Origin of the sequence: Leptolyngbya sp. FACHB-60, from assembly GCF_014695775.1 — a bacterium.
In the GTDB taxonomy this organism is placed as follows: domain Bacteria; phylum Cyanobacteriota; class Cyanobacteriia; order Phormidesmidales; family Phormidesmidaceae; genus Nodosilinea.
The window spans coordinates 96,892-109,237 of sequence record NZ_JACJOX010000036.1 but is presented as its reverse complement, the minus strand read 5'-3'; the positions used below and the strand labels follow the sequence as shown (position 1 = coordinate 109,237).

Genomic DNA, 12,346 nt, shown 5'->3' with positions numbered 1-12,346 from the left:
TAGGCAGGTGAGGCCAGGGCAATGCGCATTAACTATCGCAAACTCTCGCAAAAAAGTCTCGGTTTGTCTGACCTGTTAGCTATAAGGCCGAGCGATTTGGCTCAGATTCCCAGGCGTTGGTAAACCTGGTCGAGGTTGCGCAGGTGACGATCGGGGCTAAAGCAGAGGTCAATTTCTGCCTTAGATAGGTGGGCTGTCACCCGCTCATCTGCCTCAATCAGCCCGCGAAAGTTGCCGTCGTCGGTATTCCAGGCCTGGTGGGCGCAAGACTGCACGATCGCATAGGCCTCTTCTCGCGCTAGCCCCTTATCTACTAGGGCCAGCAGCACCCCTTGGCTAAACACGACGCCGCCGTAGACATTCATATTGCGGGCCATATTTTCGGGGTAGACCAGCAGATTTTTGATCAGCTCGGTGGTTTCTACCAGCATAAAGTGGGTGAGAATGCAGCTGTCTGGAAAGGCCACCCGCTCCACAGAGCTGTGGGAAATATCGCGCTCGTGCCACAGGGCCACATTCTCTAGGGCAGCCATGGCGTTGCCGCGTAGCAGTCGCGCCATCCCTGTTAACCGCTCCGAGCGGATGGGGTTGCGCTTGTGGGGCATGGCCGACGAGCCTTTCTGCTTCTTGGAGAAAAATTCCTCTACTTCCAACACGTCAGTGCGCTGCAAGTTGCGAATTTCTACTGCAAACCGCTCGATGGAGGCTCCGAGCAAAGCCAGAGCATTCATAAAATCGGCATGAATATCGCGAGAGATTACTTGGGTGGAGGCGGTGTCAGGGCGCAGGCCTAGGTTTTGGCAGGCTAAAGCCTCAATTTTAGGATCGATATTGGCGTAGGTGCCCACCGCGCCGGAGATTTTGCCGACGGCGATCGCATCTTGCAGGTGGGTCAGCCGCTCTCGGTGGCGCAGCATCTCGGCCAGCCAGCCAGCCAGCTTAAAGCCAAACGTAATTGGCTCAGCGTGAATGCCGTGGGAGCGGCCAATCATCACCGTATCGCGGTGCTCCTGAGCCCGATAGCGAATCGCCTGAATCAGGCTCTCCACATGGGTCATGATCACCTGTAGGCTATCCACCAGCTGCAGCGACAGCGCCGTGTCGAGCATGTCAGAGCTGGTCATGCCCAGGTGAATATAGCGCCCCGCGTCACCCACATATTCGTTGACATTGGTGAGAAAGGCGATCACATCGTGGCGCACCTCCGCCTCAATCTCAAGAATGCGCTTGGGGTCAAACTTGGCCTTAGCCCTGATTTCCTCGACCGCTGACTGAGGAATGTAGCCTAGCTCGGCCTGGGCTTCGCACACCGCGATTTCGACCCGCAGCCAGGTTTTAAATTTGTAGTCGTCGGTCCAGAGATCGCCCATTTCGGGCAGGGTGTAGCGTTCAATCAAGGCTTTGGTCAGAATACAACCGTCCCATTCTACCCGGCGTCCCCAGCCTGTGGAAAATCAGAAGCACGATACTTTATGCCCATGGCATCAGAGAGCGCTTTTCCAGAGTCAGGCCAGCAAAGGTATGGCGCTGGTTAGCTAACTGGTAACCGCTCGCATAACCGCTGCCAAGCCTCTGACTGCTGTGTCGGCTGGGCAGGTTTGGCCTCTTGCTACAAACTTGGGTTTTTCTAGACTAGTCAGATACTTTAGGAATCGCTATAGGTTGCGATCGCAACCTATAGCGATTCCTGGCAGGAGAGTTGACTACGACTACTGGGCGTTTTGCCGGGCGTAGTTAAGGTTGGGCTGATAGTCAGCCGCCTTCTGCTGGGCAGTGGCATAGTTGGGGTCAGAGGCGGGTACTCGCTGCATCAGAGCGATCGCTTGGGCCCAAGCGTCGGCTACCTCCTGCCATTGGGCCGGGGTGCTAGCGGTTTGGGCCTGGTTGGCGGCGGTTTGGGCCGCATTAACCGCTTGCCTAAACAGATCCTCTTCGGGCACAGCCGCTGGGTCAACCGGAGGCGGCACAGCAGGCTCAGTGATGGCGGGGTCTCCCCCTGGAGTAGGTTGCCGCAAGCGACCGAGCACTCCGTTGAGCAGCAGGCCAACTACTACAGCCAGAGCTACCAGGCCCAAGCCCAAAATCAAGCGCATGGGCAAGCCAGACCTTCCACCCGACCGGCGGACACTGCCGTCGTTATTAAACTGGTCTGGCGTGAGGGCTACGTGGGTAGAGGGGTCAGAACCAAACTCTTGAATGAAGTCGTCGGTAGCGTCGGGTTCATCATTTAAGGCCACCCCATTGCGGTCTTGGATGAAACCGTTGCTATCTAGAGCGCTGTCGCTAAAGGCTTCATCATCAAACCCTTCATCATCAAAGCTTGCACTCCCAAAGCCCTCATCGGCAAAACCCTCGGTGCCGAAATCGGTATCAAAGCCTGCATCGCTCAGTCCTGCGGACTCAAAGCCGGGGGAGCCAAACTCGTCGTTGCCAAACTCAACGGGCTCAAAGGCCGGATCACCTACGATGTCGTCGCTGAGCCCAAGGCTAGCAGCCGGCATGGCCCCAGCAGAATAGTCCTCGGGCTGCTCTAAAAAGGCTGCGTCAACGTCGCTAAGATCGTTGGACATGGCGAAGTCAGACATGGCCTCGCCCTCGACGGTTTGGTCTAACTCCATTGTTAAGAAAGGCAGATCGGCGTCGGCCTCAAAGCCTGCCTCGTAGGAGTCGGCTGCAAATGGATTTGGCGTGGTGTAGGGATCCTCAGCTTGAGCATCAAAGGTCAGGCCAGGATCGAAGACACTCTCCGGTTCAGCCCCGAAGTCAGCCGGAGAGTCTAGCACTAGATTGGGGTCGAAGCTGTTGTCTTCCGCTGCCCACGGCGGAGTATTGGCCTCGGAGAAACTCAAGTCGTCCTCTTCGGGGATAAAGGCGTCCATGCCGAGCGGCTCTAGAGCCAGATCTTCAGAACCGGCTTCTAGATCAAAATCGCTTGAGAAGGGGGTGTCGATCGCTGCATCGCTCAGATCGCCCTCGGCTAGGTCAAAGTCAACAGCGGCTAAATCAGCGGTGCCCAGATCGTCGTAGGTGCCCAGATCGTTATAAGTCCCCAAGTCATCGTAGGTACCCAGGTCAGTGGCAGCATCGATGGTGAAATTAGGTTCGTCGTAAGTCCCCAGGTCGTCGTAGGTACCCAGGTCATTGTTAGCGTCGATGGTGAGATCAGGCTCGTCTGCGGTCCAGTCGCTGTTTGCATCTGCGCTCCAGTCGCTGTTTGCAAAAGCAGCGGGTTCCGTAAGGTCTAGATCGGCAGCCGCGCCCAAATCTTCAAACGCCAACTCTTCTGAGGTCAACAGGTCGGGGGGTAGAGACTCCCAACCCACTTCTAGGTTTGAATCGGCGCTGTCGCTGCCTAGATCGAGGTCAGGAAAGGCGTAGGCATCGGATGTGCTGTCCTCAACCATCGGTGCCTCTGGCTCGAATCCTTCATCGAACCCTAGATCTAGGCCGGTGTCGAACTCGGTAGTGGCTAGAGGATCGGATTCTATCTCAGGAAAATCTAGGTCACTGGGAATGTCCTCTAGGTTGCTGAGATCGTCGGAAAGAACGGCTTCGCTACTCAAGTCTTCGTCAAAGCCGGCTAGGTCATCTATGCCAGACAAGTCGTCGGCCCAAGGGGCGGCGGTGCTGTCTGCTGAGCCTGCGGCGGGAGCGATTCCCAGGTCTGGACTGGCGTCGCTCCCGCTCCAAAGGTCGTCTAGATCAATGTCGATCTCAGGGGCTGTGGGGGGAGCCGCAGGGGCATTGAGATCAAAGTCGAGGTCGTCGGCTGCGATCGCAGCCTGATCCCCAACTGCCTCGCTCAGGTCTGGGCTGCTCTCAAAGTCGAGGTCAAAGTCAGCAACCTCTTCAGAGCCACTGTCGGCGGCCCATTGCTGGGCTTCTAAATCTAAAGCGGCCTGATCAGCAGCGGCAAAATCTAGGTCAAGGCCGCTGGCGTCGGTGCCTAGGTCAAAGTCAAGCTCATTGCCTGCTTCGGGGGGCGCAGCATCGAGACCGAGATCCAAATCCAACCCATCAGTGGTGATGGGGTCTTCCCCGTCCAGATCAAAATCTAGATTGGTGTCAGCCCCGACAGTGGGGAATGAGTCTGGGCCTAGATCTAGGTCTAAATCATCGGCTGATGCTGCGGCGACTTCGTCGCCCATGGCGAGGTCATCCATGCCTAAATCGAGGTCAAAATCGCTCGTTGAAGCATCTGCCGCAGGCGCATCCATGAAGTCTAAGTCAAGGCCTAGGCTATCTGCGGCACTGGCGGGTGCCTCCTCAAGGTCTAGGTCAAAATCCAGCTCAGTGTCGTCGGGGGCGGTGCTCGCCGAGGCTTCGGTAAAGCTCAGGTCAGCGGCGGGGGCATCGGTCAGGGCCAGATCAAGATCAAAATCAGCGGCGGACTCGGTAGCGGCAGGCTCTGAGAACTCTAGGTCGAAGTCTAGATCGGTGGCTTCAGCCTCGCTCGACTCCTCACCAAGACCCAGATCAAAATCAGCGGCGGACTCGGCAGCGGCAGGCTCTGAGAACTCTAGGTCAAAGTCTAGATCGGTGGCTTCAGCCTCGCTCGACTCCTCACCAAGACCTAGATCAAAATCAGCGGCAGACTCGGTAACGGCAGGCTCTGAGAACTCTAGGTCAAAGTCTAGATCGGTGGCTTCAGCCTCACTCGACTCTTCACCAAGATCTAGATCAAAATCAGCGGCGGACTCGGTAACGGCAGGCTCTGAGAATTCTAGGTCAAAGTCTAGATCGGTGGCTTCAGCCTCGCTCGGCTCTTCGCCAAGACCTAGATCAAAATCAGCGGCGGACTCGGTAACGGCAGGCTCTGAGAATTCTAGGTCAAAGTCTAGATCGATGGCTCCAGCCTCGCTCGACTCCTCACCAAGACCTAGATCAAAATCAGCGACGGACTCGGTAGCGGCAGGCTCTGAGAACTCTAGGTCAAAGTCTAGATCGGTGGCTTCAGCCTCGTTCGGCTCTTCACTAAGATCTAGATCGAAATCGAGATCGCTGGCGGCAGAGGTATCGGTGAACTCTAGGCCAAAATCCTCGGTGGCCCCTAGGTCGGTGCCGCTTTCCGAGAGGCTGGTGTCAGTCAGATCGAGGCCAAAGTCGCTGGCGCTATCGTCGGCAAAGCTCAGGTCAAAATCGGCCGGGGCATCGAGGTCAAGCTCGCTAGAGCTATCGGTCAACCCTAAATCGAGGTCGGCACCGCCGAAGTCATCGCCCAGGGACGCATCAAAGTCGCCTAGCTGATCGAGGTCGAGGTCGCCACTACTGGTGTTGTCGAGGTCAAACCCGAGGTCGAGGTCATCGCTGGTTGGAGTGGGCGCTAGACCCAGTTCAAAGTCTAGATCGCTAACCGGGGCGTCTTGCAGCACCAGGTTTTCGCTCCAGGCGTTGGTGTCAGCCCCCAGTTGTTTACCGCTGACGGTCAGCTGTTGAACGGCGGATAGCTCCAGCCCGATAACGCCCTTTTTGACGTAGGCGACCAGATCGGCCTGGTTAGGAATTTGGGCAGCCTCTAGGTTCACCTGGAGGCTGCTGTTGTGTTGCACCACGTGGGCAGTAATACCCTGAGCCTCCAAGTGGCGATTCATCAGAGCCGCGATCGCCTCTGGGTCACCCTGACGGGCCAGTTGCAAAACAGTGGGGGGCGTATTAGACATAGGGGTCTATTGAATTCAATGAATTCAGCGCACAGGCCGGAGAATTCCCTATAGTATGCCCGCGGTGGCTGATATTGACACAATCATCGGCTCACAGGGCACAAACCTGAAGTAATGTAGTCCCAAATGTTACGGATTTTGTTGATTTAGCTCCTGTAAAGCGCGCTCTAACTGCTGCTGGGCTTCGCCATAGCGCTGCCAATCGCCCTGCTGGAGGGCTTGCTGACCGCTTTGGTACGATTCCAGCGCCGATTGCACCAGATCGGACACGGTGCTGGGTGGGGCAGGTTCGGCACCGGGCACAGCGGGGGTGGGCGGTGGGGCGATCGCATCACCAAAAATGGCCTCCAGGCTTTGATCTAGGGTTTCACGCATCACCACGCGATCGTTGTAGGCGACAATCACTCGCCGCAGCTCGGGCAGCTCGCCCTGGTCAGCCCGCAGGTAAATGGGCTGCACGTAAAGCAGCGACTGCTCGACGGGGATCACCAGCAGGGTGCCGCGAATTACTCCTGAGCCCTGCTGGCTCCAGAGGGTGAGCTGCTCAGAGATTTCGGGGGTCTGGCTAATGCGGGCCTCGACCTGAGTGGGGCCAAATACCAGCTCCTGCTTTGGAAATTCGTAGAGCAGCAGCTTGCCGTAGTTGTCGCCGTCGGAGCCGCCCGCCATCCAGGCGATCATGTTGTCGCGGTTGGCCGGGGTAAAGGGGAGAATTTGCATAAACTCCTCTCCCTCTAGCTGGGGCAGCTTCATAATCACGTAGTAGGGCTCCATGGGTTCCACTTCGCCCTCTTCCCCGTGCTCTGGAAACCGCCACAGGTCTTCACGGTTGTAGAACACCTCAGGGTTTTCCATGTGGTAGGCCCGGTACATCTGGGCCTGCACCGTGAAAATGTCTTGGGGGTAGCGCAGGTGCTCGCGATAGTTGGCGGGCAGATCTTCTATGGGTTTGAAGAGACTGGGAAAAATCTGGCTGTAGGTGGCCAGCAGCGGGTCATCGCGATCGCGGGCATAGAACTCCAGGCTGCCGTCGTAGGCGTCGATAAAGACCTTGACCGCATCGCGAATGTAGTTGACGCCATTGCGCATCAGGGGGTTGGTGTTCTCCACCAACGAGACCATGTCAGTGCGGCGGTTGAGCGGCTCGGAATAGGGATAGCGATCGCTGCTGGTGTAGCCATCCAAAACCCACTTGATGCGCCCGTCGATCACGGCGGGGTAGGGGTCGCTGTCGTAGGTGAGAAAGGGGGCCACGTGGCGCACCCGGTCAGTGATCAGCCGGTGGTAGTGAATGCGGGTTTCAGGGCTGAAATAGCTGGAAATCAGCACTCGCACGTTGCCCAAATCAAAAGCGTAGGCCAGTCGCCGCAGCCACGAATTGAGCGGCACCCCGCCCACCCCGGTATAGCGGTAAGACGCATTGGTGTCGCCTTGGGGATAGTCAAACTCGTCGGTATTGGCTCCGGTAAATATGTAGTTTTGGGTGCTTTCGCCGTAGTAGAGGCGGGGCTGGTCGAGGGGCAAATCGACGGTTGAAACCGGGGGCACATTGCGAATAAAGAAATCGGGCAGCCCGTTGGGGGTGACCTGGTTCACCGGGCTCATCACAATCCCAAAGCCGTGAGTAAATTTGAGCTGGCGGTTGATCCAGTTTTGGGCCTCAGGGGGCAGCTGCTCGACCGGCAGCTCGCGGGCCGAGAGGGTGACCTGACGGTAGTCGCCGTTGAGGGTGTAGCGGTCAACATCCACATCCTCAAAGTTGTAGTAGAGGCGAATTTCTTGCAGCTGTTTGTAGGTGCTGAGCAGGGGGGCATAGTCCCACAGGCGAATGTTGCCGACGGTGGGCTCATTGGCGTCGAGCACCGCGCGATCGAGGCGGTTGTCGGCGGGGAAGGGCTCTGACACCACGCTGGTGAGGTTGTAGGCCTGGCGGGTAAAGGCAATGTTGTGCTCAATGTAAGGGCGCTCCATGGTGAGCTCGTTGGGCTCAACCACAAAGTTTTGCTGAAACCAGGGATACATGCCGTTGACCAGCACCAGCACGCCCAGGTAGATCACAATGCCAAAAATTGGCAGTGAAAAGCCGCTGCGCCCCAGGGCAATCAGAAACAGCGCCGCCACTGCCAAGGTGACAAACCCCATCAACCAAAAAGACTGTAGCCGGGCATGGACATCGGTGTAGCCCGCCCCAAAAATGACGCCGCTGTCGGAGTAGAGCAGCGAAAAGCGATCGAGCCAAAAGCCCACTGCCAGCAGGGCCGCGATCGCCGCCAGCAACAGACACAAGTGAGCCTTAGCTTCCCCAGTGAGAAAGTATTTCCAGCCGCGCTCGGGGCGCACCTCACCCTTGAGGGCATATACGGTGCTAGCTAGCAGCAGCGACCACACCAGCAGGCCCAGCAGATTGTCTTGCAGCCCTTGCCACAGGGGCAGCTTAAACATATAAAAGCCGATGTCACGCTGAAAGATGGGGTCAGGGGTGCCAAACTCGGTGGGGTTGAGAAATTGCAGCACCGTTTGCCAAGCCGACGACGCCCGCAGCGCCACCCCTAGCGATAGCAGAAAAACCAGCCCTGCCACCCCCAGATGGGTGAAGCGTTCGATCTGCTGGCGCTGAATGGGGTCGCTGTAGCGGCTCAAAAAGCGGTAGACGCGATCGCGGGTCAGCCGCCGCGCGATCTGGTAGTTAGCCCACAGCACTCCGCCGTAAACAAAAAACGACCCCACCCCCAAGGCTAGCTGCCACTTAATGCGTATCCAAAACACCGACGCATAGCCCACCGACTCAAACCACCAAGACTCGGTGAGCAGATGCACTAGGCTGCCCGAAAGTACTAGCAGCAGAGTGATTGCCACCATCCAGGGCAGCAGCCGACGGGCCTTGAAGGATTTAGCAGGGGAATAGGTCACAGGTATGGCAGGTAGGGGCAGAGTGCGGCCAGGCAAAACCTCTAAACATAGCGCCTGAAGTGCCGTTGCTTCTAAAGTCTAGCGATCTGACTGCTGAGACAAGTCGCCTATGCCCCCAGGCTTAACCTTTTTTAGGACGGCGATCGCACTGATAGCCCCTTCCGTTGACTGAGTAACTCATCCACCGATAGATTGTTGCGCCGCTATGCTTGGGTTGACCTGCGATCGCAACGATTTCCCCCCAGCTGATTGTCAACTTTTAATAAGCCCGTGCGGAATGCCCGTGATTTCACGGAAGTTACCTGGGAAACCTAAATGGCAATAGCCCTCCCTCGGTGCCCCACCTATGAGCGAATATACAGGCATGACCCCCACTGTCATCATTGGTGTTGGGGGGACCGGCAAAGAGATTCTGATCAAAATTCGCCGCATGATCGTGGAGCAATATGGCTCCCTCGACGCCCTGCCGATCGTCTCGTTTTTGCACATTGACACCGAGCAAAACGCCAAGGTTTCCGAAGCCCAGACGGTGCTCAAGCAAGATATTTCCCTGCGACCGATTGAGCAGGTGTGGGCCAAGGTCGAAGATGCCAAGGCTATTCTCAACAAGCTGTCGGCCTACCAATATTTAGACGAATGGTTTCCCAGCGAACTCAAGGGCACCGACTCGATCTTGTCTGGAGCGGGCCAGATTCGCGCCTTGGGGCGGTTTGCCTTTAGCCTCAACTACCCGCTGATTAAGGACTATTTCACCAAGGCCAAGGGGCGCATCGTCGGCCATGAGAAATTCATGCTCGATCGCTGGAAGGTGCAACTCGACAAGGCATCAACATCTTTGTGGTCTGTTCGCTCTCGGGCGGCACCGGCTCTGGCATGGTGATGGATCTGGCCTACAACCTGCGCGACTGGGTGCCCGTGTCAGAATTGCCGCAGACCAGCGCCTTCCTGGTGTTGCCGGGGGCCTTTTCGGGATTGGGCGATCGCGTCATCGCCAACGCCTACGCCGCCCTGATGGAGCTCAACCACTACAGCCGGGGCGATACCCGCTTTGATGCCCAGTACAGCGACAGCCAGAGCGATCGCATCACCTCCCAGAGCGGGCTCGATGTGCCCTTCAACTTCACCTACCTGGTGGGCAACAGCAACGACAAAGTCACCTTTCCCACCCTGGGCGATGTACTGGAAATGGTGGCCCAAAACGTCTTTCTCGACTTTAGCTCTGGCTTTAGCCAGTACAAAAAGCTGGTGCGCGACAACGTGCGCAAGCACTGGGCCAGCCCCGACGCCCTGGGCTATCCGCAAAATTTCATGAGCTTTGGCCTCTCTAGCATTCAGTTCCCGGTCGAGCGGGTGCTGAACGCCTGCTCGGCCCGCCTCGCGGCCAAACTGGTGGACTGGTGGAGTAACCCCACCCCGGCCCCGGCGGCCATGTCCGACCTAATTCGCACCGAGATCCTCCCCGGCCTGTTTCTGGCCGAATCAGAGCACGACCACCAGGTGATCGACAGCATCAGCATGGGCGACAACAAAAAGCCCTACGCCAAGGAAGTTGCCGACTGGGTAGCGGGGGTGCGCAAGCGCCGCAACGACCTAAATATTCCCTTTGAAAATCTCCAGCGATTTATCTCCAACGAGCAGGAAAAATATTCTCCCCACTTCAACGACACCGGCACCGACCCCAAGCGCTGGAGCGACTACTTTCAAAAAATGTGGGACAACCTCAGCTGGCTGATCCCCGAAAAGCGCAAGGAGCTGCGCGCCGCTGTCTACCTGATGGTGGAAGATCGCTTCCGAGGGCCAAAATTCACCCGCCAGTTCTTGGAAGTCTTGATTGAAGTCTTTGCCGACTTTCGTAGCAGATTCGACCAAGATCGGCAGAAACACTGGCTACCGCGCGAGCGATCGGCCCAAAACGCCCTGCAAACTCTGCTCAAGCAGATCGACGATCACGCTAAGCAGATGATGATGCTCAACCGCAAGAAAGTTATTGAAGACGACTTTCAGGGCATCATGCAGGCCCTGGAGCAGATTTATGTCTCTAAAGTTGAGGTCAAAGCCCGCACCCTGGGGGTGATGCTGCTCGATGGTCTGCGCGAAGAAATTGACCAGCTGTTGATCGATCTCACCGCCTTTGAAACAGTATTGAGCAACGTCCAGGTCGAACTGAAGGATAAAGAGCGCGTCTACACCCGGGAGACTGGTGGCCTGACAGTGAACGGCATTCTGCTCTACGACGAGAAGGAAATCGACGCCGCCTACCGCAAAACCGTCGCCGATCAGGAAGAAACCCTTTGCCAAACCCTCTCCCAGCAGGTGCTCGAAGAACTGCGGGTGCGCCTGTTTGACCTCTACCCCTACGACGCCCTCAAAACAAAGGATCTCTACGAGCGGTTGCTGGGCCAGGCGATGGATGTCTTCCGTCGCCGCAGCCAGCTCGACATTTCCACCGCCCGCAAGTTTCTCGAACAGTACCCCACCGTCGAGATGCAGGAGGCCCAGATTAAAACCACCTTCGAGAAATCGGAGGCCTTTTTGCGCCTCAGCCAAGAGCAAAAGAAACTGGGCTGGGATGACAAGTTAGAGAAGTACCAAAAACTCGTCGGCATTCAGGGCGGCAGCAAACCCACCGACCCGGCAGTTTCGGCCCTGCTGCCGATGATTCGCAAAACCAGCACCGTCACCGACAAAGAAATTCGCCCCCTCAGCGATCCCTACCACATCTACTTTGTGCAGGAGACGGGGGCCTTCCCGCTGCGGCTGATTGAGGGCATGGAGCGGATGCGATCGCTCTACCGCGCCGTCAGCCAGGCCGACCACAACCCCCTGCACACCCATCAAGACTATCGCCAGTTTGGCGACGTCATGCCCGAAACCAGCAACGAGCGCCAGGCCCGCTACAACCTGATGCTGGCTAACGCCCTAGGTCTGGTGCGCCGCGAAGACAACCGCGTCACCGGCTTCGCTGAGGTCAAATTTACCTACCGCGACAAACTCACCGGCTTCGATAAAACCGAGGTTATGGGAGACACCTGGGAAGAAGCCGAAGACTTTTTGCTCACCGACCAAAACCGGCGACTGGCCGAAACCCTAGATGGAGCAATTCGCGCCATTGGCGAACAGGCTGCCACCAAGCCTCAAAAGCAGGCCCTCTACACCCAGGTGATGACCTACCTGCAACAGCAGGAGCAAACCCTTCCCGGCGGCTCCGACAGCGAGGATTACAAACGCATCCAGGCGGCCATCTCCAACTTTGTCACCACCCACCGCCTCTTCATTCCCTCTGACACCCCACCTACTCCCATCATCGCCACCCCATCTTCCCCATCTCCCCTACCTTCCCCCCCGCCCCCGGCCCTCGACTCTGAGAACATAGCCAAATACGCCAAGCTAGTCGAGACCTGCTACCGGCGTGGTTCGCCCTCGCCCACGGAGCTAGAACTGCTAGAAAAATTCCGGGTGAAGTACGTGGTCTCGGTGGCAGATGCCAATGCGATCGCTGCCCAGTTTCTCCCCCAAAACACCGTTGAGAACGCCGCCGCTGAGTATGCCCTCATGTTCCGCGCCTTCCTCGACAACGACGGCGACATTGACCTAGAAGAGCAGGCCCAACTGCTCGACCTTCAAGAAGAACTGGGCCTCACCAACGAGCAAGTTGCCACCATCGAAGACAACGTGCGCGCCGAAATGAATCGACTGTAGGAAGAAAGTTTTGAGTTTTGAGTTCTCAGTTTTGAGTTCTTAGATGCCGTAGGTTGGGCTTAACGGAGTGAAACCCA

Annotated in this window: 5 protein-coding genes; 2 read left to right on the top strand and 3 right to left on the bottom strand. The window is 57.2% G+C overall.

Annotation, left to right across the window (positions count from 1 at the left end; genetic code table 11):
• Nucleotides 1-101: 101 nt before the first annotated feature.
• The 3 genes from purB to H6F57_RS14505 form a co-directional block, all read right to left on the bottom strand.
• Nucleotides 102-1,397, bottom strand: coding sequence for an adenylosuccinate lyase (purB, locus tag H6F57_RS14515; protein WP_190627216.1), 1,296 nt, complete (start codon nt 1,395-1,397; stop codon nt 102-104).
• Nucleotides 1,398-1,709: 312 nt separating this feature from the next.
• Nucleotides 1,710-5,660 (bottom strand): hypothetical protein, encoded by a 3,951-nt coding sequence (locus H6F57_RS14510; RefSeq protein WP_190627214.1) that lies wholly within the window; start codon nt 5,658-5,660, stop codon nt 1,710-1,712.
• Between the two features lie 129 nt (nt 5,661-5,789).
• Nucleotides 5,790-8,519, bottom strand: coding sequence for a UPF0182 family protein (locus H6F57_RS14505; RefSeq protein ID WP_190627344.1), 2,730 nt, complete (start codon nt 8,517-8,519; stop codon nt 5,790-5,792).
• Nucleotides 8,520-8,916: 397 nt separating this feature from the next.
• Here H6F57_RS14505 and H6F57_RS28040 point away from each other — a divergent pair, with 397 nt between their 5' ends.
• Both H6F57_RS28040 and H6F57_RS14500 read left to right on the top strand, forming a co-directional pair.
• Entirely contained in the window at nt 8,917-9,450 is a 534-nt protein-coding gene (locus H6F57_RS28040; protein WP_199289713.1) for a tubulin-like doman-containing protein, read from the top strand.
• Nucleotides 9,408-12,269, top strand: coding sequence for a tubulin-like doman-containing protein (locus H6F57_RS14500; RefSeq protein WP_199289712.1), 2,862 nt, complete (start codon nt 9,408-9,410; stop codon nt 12,267-12,269). The genes H6F57_RS28040 and H6F57_RS14500 overlap by 43 nt, the downstream gene beginning before the upstream one ends.
• Nucleotides 12,270-12,346 lie beyond the last annotated feature (77 nt).

What these genes read in the sequence shown, in the direction of transcription:
- H6F57_RS14510 (WP_190627214.1), bottom strand. Translation starts at nt 5,660, where the DNA reads ATGTCTAATACGCCCCCCACTGTTTTGCAACTGGCCCGTCAGGGTGAC.
- H6F57_RS14505 (WP_190627344.1), bottom strand. Translation starts at nt 8,519, where the DNA reads ATGGTGGCAATCACTCTGCTGCTAGTACTTTCGGGCAGCCTAGTGCAT.
- H6F57_RS28040 (WP_199289713.1), top strand. Translation starts at nt 8,917, where the DNA reads ATGAGCGAATATACAGGCATGACCCCCACTGTCATCATTGGTGTTGGG.